The following is a 21,617-nucleotide window of genomic DNA, read 5'->3' as shown; positions in this document are numbered from 1 at the left end:
CTGGTCGAGGTCCGGGGCCTGAGTTCGGCGCGTTCGCCGATTCAGGCCCAGGCGACGGCCAACAGCCCTGCCCCCAGCACCACGCACAAGGGTGAGTAAGCCCAGGTGTCGAGGCGCGCAAACTTCGACTCGGCGTGCTCCTTGAAAAAACCCATCGACTCCGAATCGCCGATGGCCCGGGCGAACATCAGCAAGGCAATCGCGCTGATCAGCCACTGCAGCGACCAGTGCTCGATCGCCGGGACAAACAGGCCGACCCGCAGGCTCACCATCAAGGCAATCAGCAGTAGTCCGGCCGCCACCACCAGGGTGACCAGGGCGGAAGGCTTGAACGCTGGCCGTGGCCCCTGATCCCCTTGCACCAGCGGCACGACGGCATCGCTGGCCCATTGGCCGCCGAGCGCCCAATACACATGGATCAGGCTGATCAACACCAAGGCGGCGGCGATCCACTGGGCTAGCACAAACGTCATGATCGAGATTCCTGAATTCAGTGACAGAGAAACAGACTAGACCAGTGCTTTTGTCAGCGTATTGCGTTTTATCAATGCAAGGCAGGATCAACGGGCTGTACGCCCTATTCAGCGATAAACGGCCATCCCCACGCGCGGAAATGGCCGGCGACCGTCTTCGCTACAGGCCGGCGGCAACCTTGTCGGCCACGTCGCTGGGCAACCAGGCCTTCCAGACCTGCGGATGATCCTTCATGAAGGCTTCGGCGGCCTGGCGCGGCGTGCTGTGCTGCTCGCTCATCCGCGCCAGGGCCTGGTTCAACGGCTCGATGGGAAAGTCGACCTTGCTGAAGAACGCCACCAACTGGGGGTACTGCTTCTGGAATGGCGTGGAGACGCCGATCGACAGCTTCGAGGGCAACGAGCGCGTCGGTTGCGGATCGGGATGAGTGGCATCGGTCAGGGTTTTCCAGGCCTGCGCATCAAACGGCGGCTCCTCCAGTTGAACCAGCTTGAAGCGTCCAAGCAGCGGCGTTGGCGACCAGTAGTAAAACAGCACAGGTTTGCCGCGACGAATCGATGAGCTGATTTCCGCGTCCAGCGCAGCGCCTGAGCCGCTGCGGAAATTCACATAGCTGTCGGTCAGGCCGTAGGCCTTGAGCTTCTGCTGGTTGACCACTTCCGAAGTCCAGCCAATCGGGCTATTGAGAAAGCGCCCCTTGCCCGGGGTTTCCGGATCGCGGAAGACGTCCTTGTAACGGGGCAGGTCCGACACACTGCGCAGGTCCGGCGCCATGGGCTTGATGCCCCGGGCAGGATCGCCCTTGATCACGTACTCAGGCACCCACCAGCCTTCGGTGGCGCCCTTGACCGTGTCGCCCAGGCTCACCACCTTGCCTTCGGCCTCGGCCTTGACCCACACCGGACTGCGCCCGGCCCACTCCTCACCGATGACCTGAATGTCATTGTTGGCCAGCGCGGTTTCCAGGGTGATGGTGGTGCCCGGCAAGGTATCCGTCGGCAGGCCGTAGCCCTTCTCGACGATGATGCGCAAGATGTCGGTGATCAGGCTGCCGCTTTCCCAGTTCAGGTCAGCAAAGTGGATCGGCGTCTGGGCCGCCATTGCGGCAGGGGGTGATGCCAGCAAACCGACGGCTGTCAAAGCACCCGCCAGCAACAAGCGAAATCCTTTCATGCCTTGCACCTCGTACTGTTCAGCAATAGCAGGACGGAACGGTCATGCGCGCGCAAGCGGCAAACCTCGGGTCACTCGGTCCATAGACTGTAGTAGAGGTTCCTGCATTTGAAGGGACAAGGTTCAGTGTTCGCCAGCCTCCTGCAAGCGCTGCAACTCTCTGCGCACCATGCTGGCGTACTCCGCCGGGCGCATCTGGTAAATCTGCGAAGCCACCCAACTCAGCCAGGCGCCCTGCCGGACGACCTTCTGGGCAAACAAGTGCTGTGCCTCGGCACGCGCGCTGAACAGGTTCTGTTCATGAAAATCGGCGCGGGACAGGCTCATTACTCACTGGCCTTGAACGTCACGAGTTCGCCTTTACGCCATTTGGCCACCTTACCGGTCACCGCCTTCAGGGTTTTGGTCAGGCCTTCCTGCAGTTGCTCATGAGCGGCGAATACCGTCAGCACGTTGTGACCTTCCTTGAACACGATGGCGTGGCCTTCTGTCGTGGTCACGAACGCGTAATCACCCAGGCCGTAGACCGTCAGTTTGATCTCGCGAAACCGGATTTCAAACTTGCCGCCTTCACGACTGGGTAATACGGATGCGCGAAAATGATCGCCAACCTTGAGTTCAAGACGCGGCTTGTCGTCCACGACCATGACCGACCCGGTATCGATCTCGGCGACGTAAATACCTTCAGGCGTTTGTTCGGTGATGTAGACGAAAGGTGATTGAAACTGCTTAACCAGCTTTGCACGCAGGTCACCCAATACAAACAACGCATGCATATCGAGATTACTTACTGCCAAGGAAACTTCCCCACATCTGAAAATGACACTGCCCGAAAAAAGGACAGCAAAAAAATGGCCCTAGCGAAAATAGTGCAACAAGGGTCCTGGCTGAAGCCGTGAAGTCCGCAGAAAAGCGCTTCATTGCAAGGCAAGAGCAGACTACTGGATCGCCGCGCCCACCGTCTTGTCTGTCGGTCGTCAGAGGCTGAGGGAAAAATCCCTTCTAGCAACCAGAGGCTACTGGACTATCAACTTTAGGGAGAAAACCCTTTGAAAAAAGCATTTTTCCGACATATCACCCGAACAAAATTGCTTTAGATGAGCAACAACCTCCAACCAGTGGGGGCAATTCTAGAGCAGCGAAGCGCTGCTAGACTACCCAAAGCGACGTACAACCGCTTGCAAACCCGAGAAAAGGAATTCTTATGAGCACGCATTCCCCTTCATCCGCGAACGCCAAAAACCGCACTTATAACCTGCACGCCGTACACTCCATGACCTGCGCAGAAGAGAGCGCCCGGTTTGAACAGCACATACACCTTCGTTATCAAGTGGTTCTCGCAGGGAATAGTTTCTTCCATATCACAGAAACTGCAACTGGTCGTGTAAGAGGTTTCCGCATCAATCATAACGAAGCCTGCACCCTTGCGCGCAACCTCGAGGTCAGTCACTGAGACCCGAACCCTGCGTGACAGGCGCAGTCATTTCGTCACACCGATGACATAACTGCGCCGCCGCCCCGCAACAACTGCCATACTGCCCGACCATTGAAACCCAGCCCCTTCAGCGGACTGCGTTGCACACAACACAATAATGAACAAGGGAAGGCGCACGTGACGGAATTTGATATCGGCGAATTTTTTATCCGCGGCGAAGCCAGAGAAGTCGACGGAGAGTTCCAGGCGGTCATTGTGATGCGCGCCAAACCGCCACTGACCACTGTGACCTGCCACCAGGTCGAAAAAGACCGCTGGTTCAAAACCTCCAACGGCGCGGCAGTGGCGGCCATGGAGTCGGCCAAGGCACTGAAACTTGCCGTCGATCAAGGCGCATTGAAGGCCTGATCAACCCGCCGTGACATCAAGCACTGTGATCCAACCTTCAATGCACGCGATCGCTGCCCCTGGCCCCCAGCTGTGCCAGCCAGGCCGCCTGGCACTCCTGCGCATCGCTACGACTGGAAAATGCCGTGCCCCGTTGCTCACCATTGAGCAGGACTACCCAGCACACGCGCTGCCCCATCGCCCGTAATCCGGCAGGGACACCACTGCCGATCATTACCGCGACATCGACCTTGCATTGCATGAGAGCACCTCGACCACTTCATTAGCTGCCTAACAATGTAGGTAGATTAATGAATATCCGGAGCGGGAAATAGCCAAGTGCCTGCACTATTGACTTGCTCAAACGGTAACAATCACCGGTTGCTTTGAAGAATGCGCTGACCGTTCGAGCACACAAACGCAAAGATCGCAGCTTGCAACAACGTTAAGGGAGTGCCCCCATAAACGTTGTGCAGGCTGCGATCTTTCAAGGACGCCCGTGGTCCGGGCTGTCACACAGAATCAGGCCTGACGCTGGTGCTTGTCGATCTGCTCGTGACGCTCTTGAGCTTCGATGCAGTACTTGGTGGTCGGGCTGATCAGCAGGCGCTTGAGGCCAATAGGCTCGCCGCTGTCATCGCACCAGCCGAAGGTGTCGTCGCCGATGCGCTCCAGCGCGCGTTCCAGCTGAGGCAGCATGCGCTGATCACGATCAATGGCGTTCACCAGCCAGGTACGCTCTTCTTCGACCGACGCCGCATCAGCCGGGTCGGCCGGGGTGTCCAGGCTTTCAATGGCGATTCGGTTCTGTTCGATGCGCTCGTGGGTTTCCACTTTCATGGCTTGCAGCAGCTCAGTGAAATAAGCCTGTTGCTCGGCATTCATGTAGTCATCCGCCGGCATGGCCAGCAACTTTTCCTTTGTCATTGATTTCTCTATAAAAAATACGTGCATTAAGGCGAATCAGGGAGCGTTCCGGTCGACCTGCAAGGTCTCGGAAAGGCGCCATACATTCCAAGCGCCACCCGGCACTCAATTTACGAGGGGCGGCAGTCTAAGGCCGACTTGAAGCCTCAGCAACTGAAAAGACAGGGAATTTGTCTGACAACGCCCTTAAATTGCTCTCTGGCAAGCTTTGGGCCGTTATCGGAGTGCGTTTATAGCAAGAAATTCAATCCAGCGGCTGTATATAGAAGACAAACGGCTGATGGCCACCGCCGATGTCGTCCGGCAAGTCCATCCTGGCAGTATTCAAGATCATGGGTTTAGCGCTAGATTCAAGCAGCAGGACCCGCGCCTGTTCACCGCCCATCACTCAAGGAGTTGTACATGAAGCTGATCGGAATGCTCGACTCACCTTACGTAAGACGTGTTGCCATCAGCCTGCAAGCACTGGACATCCCGTTCGAGCATGCCTCGATTTCGGTATTCCGCGGCTTCGAGGCGTTCCAGCAGATCAACCCGGTGGTCAAGGCACCCACCCTGGTGCTGGATAACGGCGACGTGCTGATGGATTCGACCTTGATCATCGACTACCTGGAAGCCTTGAGCGGTCCGCAAAAAAGCCTGATGCCTGCCCGACTCGACCTGCGCCTGCGCTCGCTACGCGTGATCGGCCTGGCCCTGGCGGCGTGCGAGAAGTCGGTGCAGATCTATTACGAACGCAATCTGCGGCCCGCCGAGAAACAGCACGCGCCCTGGCTTGAACGGGTGAGCGGACAATTGCAGGCGGCGTATGCGGCGCTGGAGCAGGAACTGGATACACAACCGCTGAACATGGACGGCACCCTGGAGCAGGACGGCATCACCCTCGCCGTCGCCTGGAGCTTCACCCAGCTTGTGGTGCCGGACCAGATCGATGCGACGCAGTTTCCGAAGATCCGAGCATTCAGCGCCTACGCCGAACAACTGCCGGCATTCATCAACGCACCGATGACCTGAGGCGCCTTCCTGATCGCTATCACCCACAACATTCCCCCGTGGCGAGCGAGCTTGCTCGCGCTGGGTTGCGCAGCAAACCCAAAAAGGTCGCCGGTTTTTTCTGAAACACCCCAACCGCCTGGCCAGGGCCGCGTCGCGCTGGAACACCAGCCCGGCCCAACGGGAGCAAGCTCCCTCGCCATCGGGACATCGTTCATTCATCGGCGTCCCCGACGAGCGCATGGGGGAAGTGGCCATGCCACTGAACGCGGCGGGCAAGGTGACCAAGCAGGTGTTGCGCGAGTGGGCTATGCCGGGCTGACACCGGGCCACACCCCGAACCTCACACCAAGCCCAGCGCCACCCGCTGCACCAGCCCGTCGGCATGGCAGATCACCCGGTTGCGGCCGGTGGTCTTGGCGGCGTACAGCGCCAGGTCCGCATCGTTGAGCCATTGCGTGGCATCGGCGTGCGTCGGGTTGAACGCCGCCAGACCGATGCTCAGGCTGACTTCAAGGGCCGGGTTCTGCTCGTAGCCCAGCCCGGAAAAACGATCACGCAACGCGTCCATCGCCTGAACGGCATGTGCCAGGGGGACATCGGGCAGGATCACGCAGAACTCGTCACCGCCATAACGTCCGGCCACGTCACTGGCACGCAGGTTCTGCTTGAGGATCTTGCTCAGTTGCCGCAGGACGATATCGCCGGCCACATGGCCGTAGGTGTCATTGATGGCCTTGAAGTGGTCGATGTCGATCAGCGCGATGGCACCGCCGCGCTGCTGACGCTGGCACCGCTGGAATTCGACTTCCAGGGCATCTTTCCAGGCGCCGTGGTTCAGCAGCCCGGTGAGGCTGTCGGTGCGGCTCAGGGCCAACAGTTCGCGCTTGCTCTTGCCCAGGGCGAAGGTCTGTCGAAAGCAGATCCAGCCCAGCGCCAACGGGTACAAGGTCAGCAACGGCAAGCAGGCGTACATCTGCAACTGGCTGGTCTGGGGAATCACCACGGGAACAAACAGCAGCCAGCCAACCCCCATACCCAACACCTGGGCCCCGATGCCCGCCAGCAGAAAGCGCACGCCACCGATTGCCACATTGTTCATGGCCATCATCGACAGCGTCACCGCGCTGGGTAACGGATTGAAGTGCATGGCCACGACCCAGAAGCCACCGGTCAACGAGTCGATCAGCAAGTTGCGGTGTTCGGCGCGATAGGGCAATGGCGAACGACGCGCCCATTGGTACGCCAGGTGCGGCCATAGCACGCCATTGAACAGCATCAGCAACAACAACCACGCAGGCGGCTCCAGTGGCAGGACCGCCGGTGCCACGCACAACAGCCCCAACGCAAGGCCCAGGGTGCGTGATGTGTAGAGCCTCCTGGCCAATGAAAGTCCCTTTCCTCCAATTGGTTGCATAGGGGCCAAAGCTCCTCATTTGCGGCTGATCGCCACTGCAGACGGCAAAAAAATCCAGACGGGAATGCCTGGAGTCTAACAGGGAGACGGCAAATCGCCATCACCACCCAGCGGCCAGAAAAACAGCTCTGGAACGCCCGGTGTCGAAAAATTGACTATAAATGAGAGGGACTTCCGTCGACGTCTGAGCGTGCATCACACACCCCTACAAGAGAGGAGGCCCATGCAGACCTATCAAGTGCTGATCATCGGTAGCGGTTTCGGCGGCCAGTGTGCAGCCATCAACCTGCTCAAGGCGGACATCACGGATTTTCGCCTACTGGAACGTCGTGATTTTTTTGGCGGCACCTGGTGCCAGAATACCTACCCCGGTGCCGCCGTCGACGTGCCCTCCCCGCTGTACTCATTGTCGTTCGCTTCCTGGCGCTGGACGCAAATGTTCGCCGAACAGCCAGAGTTGCATCGTTACACCCAGTACGTTGTCGACCACTACCAGTTACGCGACAGGGTCGAACTGCAGGCCGATGTGGATCGGGTCCAATGGGACGAAACGGCCCGTCAGTGGCAGGTGCATACCCGGGAAAAAGGCACGTTCGGCGCACAGTTCCTGATCAACGCATCCGGGCCATTGAGCCAGCCGGTGATTCCGCCGTTCGAGGGTCTGCAGCGCTTTGCGGGCAAGAGCTTTCACAGCAATGCCTGGGATCATGCCTACGACTATCGCCACAAACGGGTCGCCATCGTCGGCAGCGGCGCCAGCGCGGCGCAGATCATTCCCACCCTCGCGCCGGACGTCGAACACTTGCACGTGTTCCAGCGCACGCCCCATTGGGTACTGCCCCGCGCCGACCGCAGCTTCGGTCGTTTCCAGCGCTGGCTGCTGGGCTTCAAGCCGGCCTACAAGATGCTGCGCTGGATGATTTACTGGCAATTCGAAACCCGGGTGATTGCCTTCAAGTACTCAAGGACCGCGCTGCGCCTGGTGCAGCAGCAGGCACTCAAGCACCTTAAGCGACAGGTGCCGGACGCCGGATTGCGACGCCAACTCACCCCGGACTACACCATCGGCTGCAAGCGGGTGATTCTGTCCAGCACCCTGTACCCGGCGTTGTGCCGCCCCAACGTGACCCTGCACGGGCGCGAACAAGGCATCGGCGCACTGGATGAACGCGGCATCCTTACCCAGGATGGACAGCACATCGACCTGGACCTGATCGTCTGGGCCACGGGCTACGATGCCACCGACGGGGTTATTTCCTACCCTGTGCTCGGCAGGAACGGCACGTTATTGAGTGCGTTCTGGGCCCAGTACCCGCGAGCCTACCTGGGCACCAGCCTGCCGGACTTCCCCAACCTGTTTATCGTCACCGGACCCAACACCGGCATTGGCCATACCTCGGCGCTGTTCATCATCGAATCGCAGATGAACTACATCCTCGACTGCATTCGTACCCTCAAGGATCAGGGGCTGCGCAGCATTGAAGTGCGCAAGGAAGCCGAAAACGCCTATACCCAAATGATTCACCGTGAAATGCAACGCACTGTGTGGCAGTCCGGTGGTTGCCACAGTTGGTATCAAAGCAAGAGCGGTCATGTGATCGCCATGTTTCCCGGCTTCAGCTTCAGCTATCACCAACTGACGCGACGACTGAAAACCGCGGACCACATTCTGTCCTGACCTGTTTTGGGGAGCGCGCGATGTTTGTTGTATGGATTGTTCTCGGGTTGTTGGTCATCTGGACCTGGCGCACCTGGCCGCGTATCGGCCACGTGCTGTACGACGCCAGCATGGCGCTGGAGGCGCGGTTGTATGGCCTGCAGAAAGTCGCGGTACCGATTGCCGAGATGGAGATGGTCACCTACCAGGGCGGACCGGAGACGCCTGAACGAACCATCCTGATGCTGCACGGGTACAGCGCCGACAAAACCATCTGGCTGCGCTTCGCCCGGCACTTTACCGACGATTGCCGGGTGATCATTCCCGACCAGGCTGGCCACGGCGAAACCGGGTTCAAGGCCGGCGGTGGCTATGACATCCCGACCCAGGCCGAACGGATGATCCAGTTGATCGATGCCTGCGGGATCGGCAAGGTCCACGTGATCGGCAACTCCATGGGTGGCTACGTCGCCGCCTGGCTGGCCGCCGTCCACCCGGGGCGAGTCGCGTCGCTGATGCTGATCGACCCGGCCGGCCTCAGCTCACCCGAGCCCAGCGACATGGAGCGATTGCTGGCCCAGGGCAGCAACCCGTTCCTGATTCATTCGCGGGCCGATTTCAATCAGTTCTACGCCATGACCATGGCCTCCCCGCCTTGGGTGCCGGGGGTGGTGCGGGCGGCGCTGGCCGAGCGTTATCAAGCCCGGCGCGACGAACTGGCGGAGATTTTCGAGGATTTTCACACCAGCCAGCCCGTCGGCGCCAGGCTGCACGATATCCAGGCCCCTGCCCTGTTGCTGTGGGGTCGCGAAGACCGCCTGATTCACGTCAGCAGCGCGCAAATCTGGGCCAAGGGCATTCCCGGAATGCGCGTGGAAATCTGGGACGGCGTCGGCCATATGCCAATGGTGGAACAGTCGGCGAGAACCGCGGCGTTATATCGCCAGTTCCTGGAGAGGCCAAGATGAAGGGGGCCAGTCCCTATGGCGAGACAAGTGGGCCTGACGCGCCATAGCAGTCGAAGAACGACTGACCTGCCCTGGCTTCCACCTCCTCCTGTAGCGGACAGTGCCTTGTGTAGCGGTTCTGGCGGGTGAACCAGGCGCAGCACTGAACGCAGCAGTCGTTTGCAGAATGAAGTTCGGAAGAAACTTCGTTTGTCAGTCATGCCGGCGCCGAACAGAATCGGCCTACTCCACTGTCACTGCGCCGGGATTCGAGTTTATGAGCAACCAGAACGTCGTCAGCCCTGACCTGATCCGCCAACGCTTCTCGCGGGCGATGTCGGACATGTACCGCGAAGAAGTGCCGCTGTACGGCGCCTTGATGGAACTGGTGGCCAGCACCAACGCCCAGGTGCTGGCCAGCGACCCGGCGATGGCCTCGCAGTTGCGCGCTACCGGCGAAATCGAGCGCCTGGATCTGGAGCGCCACGGCGCGATTCGCGTCGGCACCGCCGAGGAACTGGCGACGCTGTGCCGCCTGTTCGCGGTGATGGGCATGGAACCGGTCGGCTACTACGACCTGACACCCGCCGGCGTGCCGGTGCACTCCACGGCCTTTCGCGCCGTGCATGAAGCGTCCCTGCAGGTCAGCCCGTTCCGCGTGTTCACCTCGCTGCTGCGCCTGGAACTGATCGACAACCCCGAGCTGCGCGCCTTTGCCGAATCGGTGCTGGCCCGGCGTTCGATTTTCACCGCCAGGGCCTTGGAACTGATCGCCCACGCCGAACACAACGGCGGCCTTGATGAACAGCAGGCCGAGGTTTTTGTCGAGCAGGCGCTGGAGACGTTTCGCTGGCACCACAGCGCCACCGTCACCGCCGCGCAGTACCGACAATTGAGCGCCCAGCACCGGCTGATCGCCGACGTGGTGGCCTTCAAGGGCCCGCACATCAATCACTTGACCCCGCGCACCCTGGACATCGACATCGTGCAGGCCAGCATGCCCGGCCACGGCATCACCCCCAAGGCAGTGATCGAGGGACCGCCGCGCCGCCAGTGCCCGATCCTCCTGCGCCAGACCAGCTTCAAGGCGCTGGACGAAGCCATTGCGTTCACCGACCAACAGCAGGCCACCGGCAGCCACAGCGCCCGCTTCGGCGAAATCGAGCAGCGTGGCGCTGCGTTGACTCCTCAAGGGCGGGCGCTCTACGACCGCTTGCTCAACGCTGCCCGCGATGAGCTCGAGGACTTCCCCAGCGAAGCCAACGCAGCGCGCTACGACAGCCTGATGACGCAACATTTCCAGGAATTCCCGGACGCCTACACTGACATGCGCGAGCAAGGCCTGGCCTACTTCCGCTATTTCGTCAGCGACAAGGGCCTGGCCGTCGAGCGCGATACACTCAAGGGCATGTCCCTGGCCGGGTTGCTCAAAGCCGGTTATGTGCGCGCGGAACCGCTGGTGTACGAGGACTTCCTGCCGGTCAGCGCCGCGGGGATTTTCCAGTCGAACCTGGGCGATGCCGCACAGACCCGCTACGACGCGCATTCGAACCGGCAAGCGTTTGAAGCCGCGCTGGGCCGTTCAACCATTGATGAGCTGGCGTTGTATGCGCAAACGCAGCAGCGTTCGATTGACGAATGTGGCCGTGTGCTGAATCTGCAAGGGTTGGTGTGCTGAGCAGGAAGGAGGCAGTGCGGGACCGTGCGTACTCAGAAACGATGTACAACTGAAGGTTGTTTGTCGAACGGTCTGGAAGACGTTCGCCCAGTGCTATGGCCTGGCAATCCTTGCACTGGTAAAGAGCCCTGACACTGGGCGAACCGGGGCGATTTTAATACATTGGATCCGATCTGTCCGGTGAGAAATTCTGAATAAATCTGGACACAATATTTCAACGGCAAAAACGAAAAAAAGCGAAACCCGCCGTTTCAGGTTGCGCCCCGTATCAGGGCGCACCAGCGTCGAGTGTCGCTTTTCAGGTGTCGCGTTGAAGCTTAGCGCTGGGTCGTGACTTTCAGCACGTCGGTGTAGACCACTACCACACTCTGGCCGACCTTGAGGTCTTTGAGCTTGGCCTGGACTTCCGGTTTTTCGACCTTGATGGTCTTGGTCAGGCCCGCTGGATTCTGCAGCGTCACTTCGTTTTTCTTCACGTCGATCGCGGTGATTTTCAGCTCGACCTTGATCTGACGATAGGCTTCGCCGCCCGGGTTCGGGTTGTTCTCGGAGGCGCGCATTTCCCCGACGCGCTCAACGGTGCCCGGCAGGCCCTTGTCGATGTCGGTGTCGAGCGAAGCGGCGACCGAACGGATGACGTCGATCTGCACCTTGTCACCGGCCTTGAGGTTGCCCAGGTCCTTGGCCTTTTCGGTCATCTGGATCATGACCGGCTGGCCCTCGGCGCCCTTGAGTACCACCTGGCGGTTGGCCGCATCGACGGAAATAACCTCGGTCATCACCTGGTTCGCTTCAACCACGGCCGACAATGGGATATCGGCGGCGTAGGCACTGAGGCTACCGGCAGACAGCAGCGTTGCAAGCGTAATGGCTTTGGTCAGTGTGTGAAGCTTCATAGCGGTACGTTCCCTGAGAGAGTAAAGAGTGCAAGCAAAGGCTTTCAACAGCAGTCTGAAGCCTGCGCGCCGAGTGAGCATAGACATAGATCAGCGGTTTTACTAAAACTTTGCCGCGCACCGCTCAGGGCTGCGATCCGCCTCTCAATAGCCGGTCATTTCCAGGTACCCCACCCCCGTATCACTGCCACTGACCTGCACCGGCCCTTCCCAATAGGCAATACGCAAATCCATCCAGGCCTTGGGGTTGAGCGCCGCGACCGTGATGTCCAGCCCCTGGCCCGGCACCTTGACTGACCAGCGTGTCGGCAGGCTACGCCCTGCCACCTCAGAACTCGTCAACGGCGTGAGGTTAATCTCATCCCGGGACAATGTACGGGTGCTGCCGTCCGGATTGATCCAAGTGCCGGTGACGTAGGGAGCGCCAACCTGCTGGCGAATCCGGAACAGCATCAACTGCGCACCACTGTCCAGGTGCAGGGAGAACCAGTCCCAGCCGCTCTGCCCGACCATCAATGGCTGGCTGCTCCACTCCCGGTCCAGCCAGGCCGGGCCGCTGACCTGATAGGTCGTGCCATCGATCTCCAGGTTGCCGCTGGCCGCAAAGAACGGCTGGCTGTAGTAATACGACGCCTGGCCCTGCTCGGACTTGCGACTGAAACCCTGCTCCCCGTGCAACACCACTGGCCGGCTGGAGGTCAGGCGCAGTTGATAGCTGAAGCCTTTACCGCTGGCCTGCAAGCGCATGTCGGCCAACGGGTTATCGCTGCCTGTCTGCGAGCTCAGGCGCCAGTCGTCGATCCAGGCGGCAAACGGTGGCTGTTGCACCCCGGCCTGCCCCACGCCACCCCGGGCATAACGCTCGGCGGCGTGGTGCACGGTCGCCGACGTCACCGCCGCGTGGCCCAGCCAGATCACCTGGCTGGCCCATCCGGGCTGCTCCGAGCCGGCTTGCAAGGCATTGCGAAACAGCGTCCATTGCACACCGAATGCCCGGCCCTGCGGGTCCTTGAGGTTGGCGGTGAGGTACCACCACTCCACACGAAATCCATCGTGGGCCGCGTGATCGGCCGGAAACCCGAAGACCCGGCCCGGCGTCACCTGCTGGAACGCGGCGGCGTCAACACCCAGCCCGGCGAACCCCTCCTGGCGCTCGGGGGCATCGTCGCACCCGGCCAAGACCAGCAACACCACCGCGAGCAACCTGTCAGTCCTCATGGCCAAAGCACCTGAGCAAGTCCGCCGGTTGCGTGCGGTAAAGCGTGAAGAGCGGCCAGGCCGAGGCCAGCAAGGTGGCCAACAGCGCCAGCCCCATCAACTGCGCCAATTGCCACGGGAAGACCCGCAGCGGCAGGCGCCAGCCGAACGCCTGCACGTTGATCACCGTGTCCAGGCACCAGGCCAGGGCAATGCCCAACGGCAGCGCCAACACCAGGGTGAGCAATGCCAGCAGCCAGGTTTGTCCGAGGTTGAGCAGCATCAATTGCCGGCGGGTCACCCCCAGCGCCCACAACGGCGCCAGTTGCCCGAGACGGCTCTGGCTTTGCGTCAGCAAGCTGATGAACAACGCCACCCCGGCCACCCCCAGGGTCAGGCTGTTGAGGGCGGCCGTCGCCGCAAAGGTGCGCTCGAACACCTGCTCCGACCAGCCCTTGAGCCGGGCCTGATCGACGATGCGACTGTCGTCCAGGGCAAAGCGCGCTTGCAGCGCCGTGAGCAAAGCCGGAATCCGGCCCGGCTCGATGCGCAGGTTGAAACGACTCGGCGTCAGCTGTGGCCAGAAGTGCAACAGGTGTCGGTCGTTGACCAGCAGATGCCCTTTGGGATTGCCATAGTCGGCATAAATACCGATCAGCTGCGGCGCCCAGGCGCCTTGCGGTGTGGGGATGCTCAATCGGTCGCCCAACTGAAGCTTGAGTCGGCGCGCCAGTTGCTCGCTGATCATCACCGTGTCGTGGCTCGCCAACTGCTCCCAGGGGGTATCGCCCTGGGCTGCGAGCAACGGCCAGTGCTGGCGATAGGTCCCGTGATCGATCACCCCATGAAGGTCCGCCGGCCAGCCCTGCAAGGTCACCGCGACCTGCCAGCTGGGCAGCACCGCAGCGAGATTCTGCTGCATCAGCCACGGCTGCAGTTCGCGGGCCTGCGCTGGATTGCGGGGGGTGATGTACAGCTCGGCGATCAACCGTTGCTCCAACCAGTCGCTGAAGGTCTGGCGAAAGCCGGCGGTCATGCTGCCCGCCCCGATATTGGCGGCCAGCGCCAGCAGCAGGGCCATCAAGGCCAGGCTCAGGGCCGGCAACTGCTGACGGCAATCGGCAACAAACCATTGGCCGAGCACCGAATGGCTGCGACCCAAGGCCAGACTCAGCGCCCAATCGAGCAGTACCGGCAAACTCAACGCGGCCCCCAGCATCAAGGCCGCCATCAGCACAAAACCACTGGTCAGGCTGTCCCCCCACGCCCACGCGAGCACGCCGATCAGCGCCATGACAACGGCCACCCATCCTTGGCGCCGCAGCCAGCGCCCATAGGCCTGATGCCAGGCATGCGGGGCCGCCAGCGCCAGCAACGGCAGGCGTGCGGCACGCAACAAGCTGTTGACGCCGGCCAGCCCGGCGCCCAACAAGCTCAGGCCGATGCCGCTCAACCACCACCCGGGGCTGAGGCTCAACTGCCCCGCCACTTCGGCGCCGTACAATCCCCGCAGGCTGGCAGCGACGTCCGGTAGCAGGACACTGGCCAGTAAGTAGCCGCTGACCACCCCGACCAGCCCGCCGAGCAGGGCCAACCCGCCCAGTTCAAGGCTCAGGCCCAGGATCAGCATCCGTGCGCTGACCCCGCAGGCGCGCAGGGTTCTGAACAGGCCGCGGCGCTGCTCCAGTGCCAGGCCAATCGCCGCGTGGACAATGAACAAACCGACAACGAATGACAGGAATCCCAGGGCGTCGAGGTTCAGGTGAAAGCTCTCGGTGAGCCGCGCCAGGGTGTGCTCTTCACCGCCGGGTTGCAGTTGCAACTGACCGGCCAGGTCGGCGGGCAGCCGAGGGTGGGTGGCGACGAACGCCTTCGGCACCAGCAAGCGTGACAGCTGCTGCGCCAGACCCAGCACCTGCTGGGCAACACCGATGTCCATCAACAGCACACCGGGCGCCATGTCGGCTTGGGCATGCATCGGCGGCAAACTGGCCCCCGTCGTGGTCTGCGCTCGATCACCCTCACGCAATCCCAGCGCCTGCAGGGTTTGCGGAGCAATCCAGGTGCGGCCCGGCGGGCTGACGAACTCGGCCATCCGTGCCAGGTCCAGGGGCTGTCCGGCCAAGACCGTGCCCGTCGGCAGTGACAGGGGCTCGATGCCCATCAGTTGCAGGCGCTGCGCTTCCTGCCCCTTGAGCATCACCCGCCCCTGCACCACCGGCGACACCGGCCAGCCGGCCAGGCGCAGCTCGACAAACAGGGCTTGGGCGAAGGGCGCGCCATTGGGAGCGCTGAAGCTGGGCTGGGGTTCGCCGCCGATCAATTGACTGGCACGGGCGTAGCTGTCCCGTGCCTGACTGTTCAACGCCTGGACCCCAGTCAGCAAACCGGTGGCCAGCCACAGCCCAGTCAGCACACTGAAGAACTGCACCGGATGCTGACGCCAATGGCTGAGCAGCGCGCGCAGGGTCTGGGTTAAAACACTCATCGCGGCGCGCCGGCATCGACCAGCCGTCCATGCTGCAACAGCACCTTGCGCGCCAGGCGTGCGGCGACCCTGGGGCTATGGGTGACCATCAACAAACTGGTGGGACTGTCCTCAAGCAGTTCCAGCAACAGATCCAGCACCTGCTCGCTGGTGTGTTCATCGAGACTGCCGGTGGGCTCATCGGCCAACAGCAACCGTGGCCGCGACGCCAGTGCCCGCCCTAGCGCCACCCGTTGCTGCTGGCCACCGGACAACTGCTCCGGATAGCGCGCCAGTACATCCCCAAGCCCCAGGCGTTCCACCAGTTGCCCGTGCCAGGCCGGGTCATGGCGCCCGGCCAGTCGCGCCTGAAACGCCAGATTGTCCTCGACCCGCAAACTGCCGATCAGGTTGAACTGCTGGAACACCAGGCCGATCTCCGTACGCCGCCAGCGCGCCCGTTGGCCTTCACTCATGCGTTCCAGGCGCTGTTCGCCCAAGCGGATGCTGCCCTGGTCGACCTTGTCCAGCCCGGCAATCAGGTGCAGCAAGGTGCTTTTGCCACTGCCCGACTCGCCCATCAGCGCCAGGCTGCTGCCGGGCGCCAACTGCAAGTCGACACCCTGCAACACCGCCAGCGGGCCTTGCGCGGTGGCGTAGCGTTTGAAGACGCCTTGAACCTCGAGCATGGGCAGCGCTCGCTACACAGACAGTGAATCCAAGCATAGCGGACAGCCTTGCACGCCCTGCATGGTTTTTGTCGTTTGACGATTATCGAGGTCTCTGGCCTGGCGTTTAGGCTCCAGGCTGGTCTAGCCATAATGATAAAAACGGAGACTCCATGCCTCGATTCACCCTGTCCCATCGCGGCCTGCTGGCCGCCCTGATCACCGCCTGCCTGGCACAATCGGTCGCCGCCGCCCAAGCCCCCGTCGCCGCCAGCCCCTTGACCGCTGCCAGCAATGCGGCGGTCCTCAAGCAACTGCCCTTCAGTGACCGCACCGACTACGAGTCGGTCAACCGTGGCCTGATCGCCCCTTTCACGGACCCGATCAAGACCGCCGACGGCAAGGTGATCTGGAACATGCAGAGCTACGCCTTCCTCGACAAGGACCAGGCCCCCGACACCGTCAACCCGAGCCTGTGGCGCCTGGCCCAGCTCAGCGCCCACGCCGGTTTGTTCGAAGTCAGCCCCCGGCTCTATCAGGTGCGCGGCCTGGACCTGGCCAACATGACCATCATCGAGGGTGACGACGGGCTGATCATCATCGACCCGCTGACCATGGCTGAAACCGCCAAGGCGGCGCTGGACCTGTACTACCGCAACCGTCCGCACAAACCGGTGGTGGCGGTGATCTACAGCCATACCCACGTCGACCACTTCGGCGGCGTGCGCGGGGTGATCGACGAGGCCGACGTCAAGGCCGGCAAGGTCAAGGTGTTCGCGCCGGCAGGCTTCATGGAACACGTCATGAGCGAGAACGTCTACGCCGGCAACGCCATGAGCCGCCGCGCCCAGTTCCAGTTCGGCAGCCTGTTGCCACGGGGCGACAAGGGCCAGGTGGACGCCGGCATGGGCAAGAACACGCCATCGGGCGGCACCATCACCCTGATCCCGCCGACCGACCTGATCAGCCAGGAACTGGACACCCGCACCATCGCCGGCATCGAGGTGCAGTTCCAGCTGACCCCGGGCACCGAAGCACCGTCGGAGATGAACCTGTACCTGCCGCAGCTGCGGGCCTTGTGCATGGCGGAAAACGCCACGCAGATGATGCACAACATCCTCACTCCGCGCGGCGCCCCGGTGCGCGATGCCAAGGCCTGGTCGCAATACCTGGACAGCAGCCTGACGCGTTACGGCGACAAGTCCGACGTACTCTTTGCCCAGCACAACTGGCCGACCTGGGGTGGCGAGCGCATCCGTACCTTCCTCGCCGATCAGCGCGACATGTATGCCTTCCTCAACGACCGCACCCTGCACCTGTTGAACCAGGGCCTGACGCCGATGGAGATCGCGCAGAACATGCAGAAACTCCCGGGGGAGCTGGAGAACAAGTGGTACACCCGCAGCTACTACGGCTCGTTGAGCCACAACTCGCGGGCGGTGTATCAGCGCTACATGGGCTTCTATGACGGCAACCCGTCGAACCTCAACCCGCTGCCGCCGGTGGAAACCGCCAAGCATTATGTCGAGGCCATCGGCGGTGGCGCGGCCGTGATTGGCAAAATGCGCGAAGCCATGACCAAGGGCGATTACCGCTGGGCCACGCAACTGGGCAACCAGTTGATGTTCGCCGAGCCGGACAACAGTGAAGGCCGCGAAACCCAGGCCCAGGCGCTGGAGCAACTGGGTTACCAGAGCGAGAACGCCACCTGGCGCAACATGTACCTGACCGCCGCCATGGAACTGCGCAACGGTGTGCCACCGATTGCCGGCAGTTCGGTGTCGGCGGACATGGTGCGGGCGCTGACCCCTGACATGTTCTTCGACTTCCTGGCCATTCGCCTGAATAGCGAAAAAGCCGTCGGCCATGACCTGACGTTGAACTGGACCTTCGACGACCCGAACCAGGCCTACAACCTGACCTTGCGCAACGGCGTACTGACCCATCGCAGCGGCAGCAATCCCCAGGCCGACGCGAGCATCAGCATGAACAAGGCAACGCTTGAACAGATCGCCCTCAAGCAACTGGACTTCCCGACGGCCATCCAGAAAGGCCTGGTCAAGTTGCAGGGCGACGGCAAGAAACTGGGCCTGCTGCTGGGCAGCCTGGACACCTTCAGCCCGCAGTTCAATGTCGTCACACCCTGATCATCGAGGGTAAAAAAGCCGCCAGGCCGGGTTCGGTCTGGCGGCGTTCTAGTAGCGATCACAGACGCTCAAGCACCCACTTTTGCACGGCCGCTGTATCAGCAATGTCCCCTTCAAAGATAAAGGGCGGATCGTAACTTTGATTATTCGCTCGCGCCCGGTCTCGCCATACTTTTAACGGCAACCAGAACTGGCCGCCACTGGGCAGTGTTTGAGCGCCTATATCAATGTAAAGCGTATCCGCGCTCGTAGGTAACCCCAGATGGACAACCCCGGGGATAGAGAGAACAACGTCCGCGAAATCCAGGCAGGCACTCGCGCAAAAAGAGTCGGTCACCAGCGCCAACTGGCCTTTGAAGCCATGAGCCTTTGATCCTTCAAAACGCTCTTGATTGATTGAAGAACTGCTCGGTTGCCGCAGCCAATCTTTCCTCTCGCTAAGTGCGAGTTCCATCGAACGGGTTAAACCGGAAACAAATGTGTAAGCCTCACTGTTTTTCCCATAATCACCTTCCATGGAGCCCAGAACATGACTGAGTGTGGAATAGGCAAAGGGAGAAACACGCCACATCGCATAGGCGCGAGACTGTTTGTCCACGCTATTGACCACTTGCGAACCTAACAGCGCAGACAGTATCTCTACACCCACCAGACTGTTGCCCCCGCGATTACCACGCGTATCGAGCACCACCAGCTTGGCGTCACCGAGGTGATTGATGGCATCGAGCATTTTTTTGAGGGCCGCATTATCCGCAGCAGATGGCGTGAAGTTCGATACGTGTATCCAATAGCGCCCGCCTCCCAGATCTTGCAGAGCCTGTGGTGGTTGAGGCTGGAGCAGGAAAGACTCCAGTTCCCCGCGGTCCTGTTGCCACAGCAGGGTGAAGTCCTGTCGCACCCCATCCGGGAGCACCACTGAGCAGCTTTTTGGCAAGACTCTGCCCAGTACGGGATAGCGGGCATCATCCACCGTCAACTGCGTAGCCAGGTGCAACCATGTCGACGCCAGACCCAGCCTGCGATCAATGTAGGGTGACAGGTCATTTTTCAGTGTCTCGCGGACCGGTTTGTCATCACAGGCCACCACTTCGGAGCCAACGGGTGGTAAAGGCACTGGCCAGTTTCTGGAAGTATTCTTTACAACAAAACGCTGTCCTTGCATGCCCAAAACGAAACCTGCCCAGGAAGACTTACCCTGATCAGACGGGCTCAACCCTACGTGGCCATCCTGGAAACCGGCAATGTAAAAGTTGAGGACAGCCAGTGAGTCCTTCCTTGACTTGACCTGTTTTGACAACTGACTGGCTTTTAAATAGCCCTGTTCAACCCAGCCGGTAAAATCCTTATTGTCACGGTCCAAGGCACCTGGGTGAGCGGTGACTATCAGCTGATGAATCGCATAAAGATCATTGCTCGTCAGATCCTGCCAATGTTTTGTGTGGGTTTCTTCAGCCAGAGCGAAAGACGGCACAAAGAACACCGAGCACAGGATTAACCTTATGTTTGTGGAGAAACATGAGCCGGTGGTAACCGTCATAGCGGGAAAATCATAAGCCAATCCTTAGCTAATTGATGGCCTGTCCAACAGGGGAGTGACGGCGGCGCATCATAGTTTCGCCCCAAGACGAAGACAACCCAGAGGGCATCGCGGGCAAACCTCCCCTCCTACAGACCACTCAGTACGTGTAAGAGGGGTCCGCCCACCCCTTTCCCGCGATCAACGATCACGCAGCCTGATGGTGAAACCGGATTCAAACCGCCTCCACCACCGGCATCTGCCAGCGCTGCTCGATCACCTGCCGCTCGGGGCCGTACAGGCGCAGGATCAGGGTGAACGCACCGTGTTGCGGTGCGGGCAACCAGTTGCTGCCTCCATCGGTGGGCGCTGAACTCTGCACGACCAAGGTCAGCCCGCCGTCGGCATCCGCCTTCAACCGGTCGCGGCTGCTCAGGCAGTAACGGTCGATGGGGTTGTCGACCAGTTGGCGGTCCGGCAAGTCGTACAGCGTCAGCGACCAGAACTCGCTGGCCGGTGGCAACTGCCCAGGTGCGAAGCGCAGGCGGTAGTCGCGTCCCCCCAGCAAGGGTTGGCCCTGGCTGTCCTGTCTGGCGCCGGTGTAGAACGCCTCCTCGACGCTGTTGCCGTAGATGCCCATGGCTGCGCCCAATGCACGGTTGAGGTAGTTGCCCTGCAACACCTCCCGCGTCCCGAACAGGCCCAGGGTGGTGCGGACCTTGGCCCCGGCGGCCTGCATCTGCGCTTGAGCCTCCTGGATACCGGCGATCAACGCCTGGCGCTGTTCGGCGGACAAGGCCGCCAGGTCGAACGCCTGCCCCGGCACGATACCGATCCGCGCAAACCGCTCACGCAACGCTTGCTCACTCGGTTGGACCGGACACAGCGTGAGGATCTGGTTCAACTGATTGATGAACCCAGGCCCCAGCCCGGTCTTGCTGTCCCACGCCTGCCACGCGATGGTGGGTGCCGCTGCGGGTGCCGGGGTGCCCACGTACTCGTGCAACGAGCGCAGGCGATACTGCTGCTGCAAGGCACGCACTGCCGGCATGTCCTCGGCGTTCTTCAGCGCGGTGCGACCCAGCACCATGACGATCTCGGTTTCACTGCGCAGCACGGTCTTGATCCCCACCGGGGTTGCGCCCGTCCAGCCAGGCCCGGCGATCAGGTAGTCCCCCGCCTCGCGCCCGGTGCTCAGCACCCCGACATAGGCAAAGTTGTGGGTGTATTGATCCAGCAACTGGTGCACGTAGTAACGGTCCTCGGCCACCGCCGGCACGCTCAAGACCTGGGGTTCACTGCGCAGGTCCAGCCAGGCCCAGGAGTACGGCGTGTCATTGTTCGGCGTGACAATTTCGCGGTTCTTCGGTGTGTACAGGTTGCTGTAGTGGCGAAAGCGGTTGAAGCCGCCGACGTACTCGGCAGCACCGGGGTCGAGCACCTGCTTTTCCAGGGTCTGGTAGTGCATCAGCATCGGATAGGCGTAGATCCACGCGTCCCGGGTGATGGCCTGGATATCCTCGGGAGAAGTTGGGTTGACCTGGCTGGCAGCCAGCAACCAACCCGGGCATGCCAGTGCGGCACCGGCCACACTCATGCCGGCGAGCAGACGACGACGGCTAAAAGGAGCATTCATGG

20 protein-coding genes are annotated in these 21,617 nt (G+C 61.3%); 7 read left to right on the top strand and 13 right to left on the bottom strand.

Going from position 1 to position 21,617, the window contains the following annotated elements:
• Positions 1-41: 41 nt before the first annotated feature.
• From CKW29_RS09790 to CKW29_RS09775, 4 genes are all read right to left on the bottom strand, one after another.
• The gene (locus CKW29_RS09790) at positions 42-473 is read right to left on the bottom strand and encodes a DUF3995 domain-containing protein (protein ID WP_095143371.1); all 432 of its coding nucleotides are present in this window, start codon (positions 471-473) and stop codon (positions 42-44) included.
• A 160-nt stretch (positions 474-633) separates the two neighbouring features.
• Positions 634-1,647: an ABC transporter substrate-binding protein gene (locus CKW29_RS09785; protein WP_095143370.1), complete on the bottom strand. Its 1,014-nt coding sequence runs from the start codon at positions 1,645-1,647 to the stop codon at positions 634-636.
• A 123-nt stretch (positions 1,648-1,770) separates the two neighbouring features.
• A complete protein-coding gene (locus CKW29_RS09780; protein WP_095143369.1) occupies positions 1,771-1,974 on the bottom strand; it encodes a hypothetical protein in 204 nt (67 codons plus the stop codon).
• On the bottom strand, positions 1,974-2,423 hold the full coding sequence (locus CKW29_RS09775) for a hypothetical protein (protein ID WP_095143368.1): 450 nt from the start codon (positions 2,421-2,423) through the stop codon (positions 1,974-1,976). The genes CKW29_RS09780 and CKW29_RS09775 overlap by 1 nt, the downstream gene beginning before the upstream one ends.
• A 497-nt stretch (positions 2,424-2,920) precedes the next feature.
• Between CKW29_RS09775 and CKW29_RS09770 the strand changes: the two genes are divergently transcribed.
• Both CKW29_RS09770 and CKW29_RS09765 read left to right on the top strand, forming a co-directional pair.
• Positions 2,921-3,100: a hypothetical protein gene (locus CKW29_RS09770; RefSeq protein ID WP_256577012.1), complete on the top strand. Its 180-nt coding sequence runs from the start codon at positions 2,921-2,923 to the stop codon at positions 3,098-3,100.
• Positions 3,101-3,259: 159 nt separating this feature from the next.
• The gene (locus tag CKW29_RS09765; protein WP_095143366.1) at positions 3,260-3,490 is read left to right on the top strand and encodes a hypothetical protein; all 231 of its coding nucleotides are present in this window, start codon (positions 3,260-3,262) and stop codon (positions 3,488-3,490) included.
• 37 nt (positions 3,491-3,527) lie between these two features.
• Here the strand turns inward: CKW29_RS09765 and CKW29_RS09760 are convergent, their stop codons facing one another.
• Together CKW29_RS09760 and CKW29_RS09755 are read right to left on the bottom strand one after the other, a co-directional pair.
• Positions 3,528-3,731, bottom strand: coding sequence for a hypothetical protein (locus CKW29_RS09760; protein WP_095143365.1), 204 nt, complete (start codon positions 3,729-3,731; stop codon positions 3,528-3,530).
• A 260-nt stretch (positions 3,732-3,991) separates the two neighbouring features.
• Complete coding sequence (locus tag CKW29_RS09755; protein WP_095083233.1) at positions 3,992-4,396, bottom strand: TraR/DksA C4-type zinc finger protein; 405 nt, start codon at positions 4,394-4,396, stop codon at positions 3,992-3,994.
• 402 nt (positions 4,397-4,798) lie between these two features.
• Between CKW29_RS09755 and CKW29_RS09750 the strand changes: the two genes are divergently transcribed.
• Complete coding sequence (locus tag CKW29_RS09750; RefSeq protein ID WP_095143364.1) at positions 4,799-5,410, top strand: glutathione S-transferase; 612 nt, start codon at positions 4,799-4,801, stop codon at positions 5,408-5,410.
• Positions 5,411-5,732: 322 nt separating this feature from the next.
• Here CKW29_RS09750 and CKW29_RS09745 read toward each other — a convergent pair whose 3' ends face one another.
• Entirely contained in the window at positions 5,733-6,806 is a 1,074-nt protein-coding gene (locus CKW29_RS09745; protein WP_095143363.1) for a diguanylate cyclase, read from the bottom strand.
• Between the two features lie 223 nt (positions 6,807-7,029).
• Here CKW29_RS09745 and CKW29_RS09740 point away from each other — a divergent pair, with 223 nt between their 5' ends.
• The 3 genes from CKW29_RS09740 (at position 7,030) to CKW29_RS09730 (ending at position 11,088) form a co-directional block, all read left to right on the top strand.
• A complete protein-coding gene (locus tag CKW29_RS09740) occupies positions 7,030-8,484 on the top strand; it encodes an NAD(P)/FAD-dependent oxidoreductase (protein ID WP_095143362.1) in 1,455 nt (484 codons plus the stop codon).
• A gap of 20 nt (positions 8,485-8,504) precedes the next feature.
• Positions 8,505-9,431 (top strand): alpha/beta fold hydrolase, encoded by a 927-nt coding sequence (locus tag CKW29_RS09735; RefSeq protein WP_095143361.1) that lies wholly within the window; start codon positions 8,505-8,507, stop codon positions 9,429-9,431.
• Between the two features lie 256 nt (positions 9,432-9,687).
• The gene (locus tag CKW29_RS09730) at positions 9,688-11,088 is read left to right on the top strand and encodes a VOC family protein (RefSeq protein WP_095143360.1); all 1,401 of its coding nucleotides are present in this window, start codon (positions 9,688-9,690) and stop codon (positions 11,086-11,088) included.
• Between the two features lie 317 nt (positions 11,089-11,405).
• On the opposite strand, the gene CKW29_RS09725 is transcribed toward CKW29_RS09730, so the two are convergent.
• The 4 genes from CKW29_RS09725 to CKW29_RS09710 all read right to left on the bottom strand — a co-directional run bounded on the left by CKW29_RS09725 (position 11,406) and on the right by CKW29_RS09710 (position 16,337).
• Positions 11,406-11,984: a hypothetical protein gene (locus CKW29_RS09725; protein WP_095143359.1), complete on the bottom strand. Its 579-nt coding sequence runs from the start codon at positions 11,982-11,984 to the stop codon at positions 11,406-11,408.
• Positions 11,985-12,128: 144 nt separating this feature from the next.
• A complete protein-coding gene (locus CKW29_RS09720) occupies positions 12,129-13,202 on the bottom strand; it encodes a lipocalin-like domain-containing protein (protein ID WP_095143358.1) in 1,074 nt (357 codons plus the stop codon).
• Positions 13,192-15,669, bottom strand: coding sequence for an FtsX-like permease family protein (locus tag CKW29_RS09715; protein ID WP_095143357.1), 2,478 nt, complete (start codon positions 15,667-15,669; stop codon positions 13,192-13,194). The genes CKW29_RS09720 and CKW29_RS09715 overlap by 11 nt, the downstream gene beginning before the upstream one ends.
• Positions 15,666-16,337 carry an ABC transporter ATP-binding protein gene (locus tag CKW29_RS09710; RefSeq protein ID WP_095148326.1) on the bottom strand — a complete coding sequence of 224 codons (672 nt, stop codon included), beginning with the start codon at positions 16,335-16,337 and terminating at the stop codon, positions 15,666-15,668. Before CKW29_RS09710 ends, CKW29_RS09715 begins: the two co-directional genes overlap by 4 nt.
• Positions 16,338-16,489: 152 nt before the next feature.
• Between CKW29_RS09710 and CKW29_RS09705 the strand changes: the two genes are divergently transcribed.
• Entirely contained in the window at positions 16,490-18,463 is a 1,974-nt protein-coding gene (locus CKW29_RS09705; RefSeq protein WP_095148325.1) for an alkyl/aryl-sulfatase, read from the top strand.
• A gap of 58 nt (positions 18,464-18,521) precedes the next feature.
• Here the strand turns inward: CKW29_RS09705 and CKW29_RS09700 are convergent, their stop codons facing one another.
• Together CKW29_RS09700 and CKW29_RS09695 are read right to left on the bottom strand one after the other, a co-directional pair.
• Positions 18,522-20,000 (bottom strand): S41 family peptidase, encoded by a 1,479-nt coding sequence (locus tag CKW29_RS09700; protein ID WP_095148324.1) that lies wholly within the window; start codon positions 19,998-20,000, stop codon positions 18,522-18,524.
• A gap of 214 nt (positions 20,001-20,214) precedes the next feature.
• Entirely contained in the window at positions 20,215-21,615 is a 1,401-nt protein-coding gene (locus CKW29_RS09695) for a DUF1254 domain-containing protein (RefSeq protein ID WP_095148323.1), read from the bottom strand.
• Between the last annotated feature and the right edge of the window lie 2 nt (positions 21,616-21,617).

It is taken from the genome of Pseudomonas sp. Irchel s3a18, assembly GCF_900187535.1.
In the GTDB taxonomy this organism is placed as follows: domain Bacteria; phylum Pseudomonadota; class Gammaproteobacteria; order Pseudomonadales; family Pseudomonadaceae; genus Aquipseudomonas.
Note: the sequence above shows the minus strand (reverse complement) of the source record. Positions and strands in the feature narration are given on the sequence as shown.

Excerpts from the sequence above, each read along its gene's own strand:
- CKW29_RS09790 (WP_095143371.1), bottom strand. The coding sequence starts at position 473 with ATGACGTTTGTGCTAGCCCAGTGGATCGCCGCCGCCTTGGTGTTGATC.
- CKW29_RS09785 (WP_095143370.1), bottom strand. The coding sequence starts at position 1,647 with ATGAAAGGATTTCGCTTGTTGCTGGCGGGTGCTTTGACAGCCGTCGGT.
- CKW29_RS09780 (WP_095143369.1), bottom strand. The coding sequence starts at position 1,974 with ATGAGCCTGTCCCGCGCCGATTTTCATGAACAGAACCTGTTCAGCGCG.
- CKW29_RS09775 (WP_095143368.1), bottom strand. The coding sequence starts at position 2,423 with ATGCATGCGTTGTTTGTATTGGGTGACCTGCGTGCAAAGCTGGTTAAG.
- CKW29_RS09770 (WP_256577012.1), top strand. The coding sequence starts at position 2,921 with ATGACCTGCGCAGAAGAGAGCGCCCGGTTTGAACAGCACATACACCTT.
- CKW29_RS09760 (WP_095143365.1), bottom strand. The coding sequence starts at position 3,731 with ATGCAATGCAAGGTCGATGTCGCGGTAATGATCGGCAGTGGTGTCCCT.
- CKW29_RS09755 (WP_095083233.1), bottom strand. The coding sequence starts at position 4,396 with ATGACAAAGGAAAAGTTGCTGGCCATGCCGGCGGATGACTACATGAAT.
- CKW29_RS09750 (WP_095143364.1), top strand. The coding sequence starts at position 4,799 with ATGAAGCTGATCGGAATGCTCGACTCACCTTACGTAAGACGTGTTGCC.
- CKW29_RS09745 (WP_095143363.1), bottom strand. The coding sequence starts at position 6,806 with ATGCAACCAATTGGAGGAAAGGGACTTTCATTGGCCAGGAGGCTCTAC.
- CKW29_RS09740 (WP_095143362.1), top strand. The coding sequence starts at position 7,030 with ATGCAGACCTATCAAGTGCTGATCATCGGTAGCGGTTTCGGCGGCCAG.
- CKW29_RS09735 (WP_095143361.1), top strand. The coding sequence starts at position 8,505 with ATGTTTGTTGTATGGATTGTTCTCGGGTTGTTGGTCATCTGGACCTGG.
- CKW29_RS09730 (WP_095143360.1), top strand. The coding sequence starts at position 9,688 with ATGAGCAACCAGAACGTCGTCAGCCCTGACCTGATCCGCCAACGCTTC.
- CKW29_RS09725 (WP_095143359.1), bottom strand. The coding sequence starts at position 11,984 with ATGAAGCTTCACACACTGACCAAAGCCATTACGCTTGCAACGCTGCTG.
- CKW29_RS09720 (WP_095143358.1), bottom strand. The coding sequence starts at position 13,202 with ATGAGGACTGACAGGTTGCTCGCGGTGGTGTTGCTGGTCTTGGCCGGG.
- CKW29_RS09715 (WP_095143357.1), bottom strand. The coding sequence starts at position 15,669 with ATGAGTGTTTTAACCCAGACCCTGCGCGCGCTGCTCAGCCATTGGCGT.
- CKW29_RS09710 (WP_095148326.1), bottom strand. The coding sequence starts at position 16,337 with ATGCTCGAGGTTCAAGGCGTCTTCAAACGCTACGCCACCGCGCAAGGC.
- CKW29_RS09705 (WP_095148325.1), top strand. The coding sequence starts at position 16,490 with ATGCCTCGATTCACCCTGTCCCATCGCGGCCTGCTGGCCGCCCTGATC.
- CKW29_RS09700 (WP_095148324.1), bottom strand. The coding sequence starts at position 20,000 with ATGACGGTTACCACCGGCTCATGTTTCTCCACAAACATAAGGTTAATC.
- CKW29_RS09695 (WP_095148323.1), bottom strand. The coding sequence starts at position 21,615 with ATGAATGCTCCTTTTAGCCGTCGTCGTCTGCTCGCCGGCATGAGTGTG.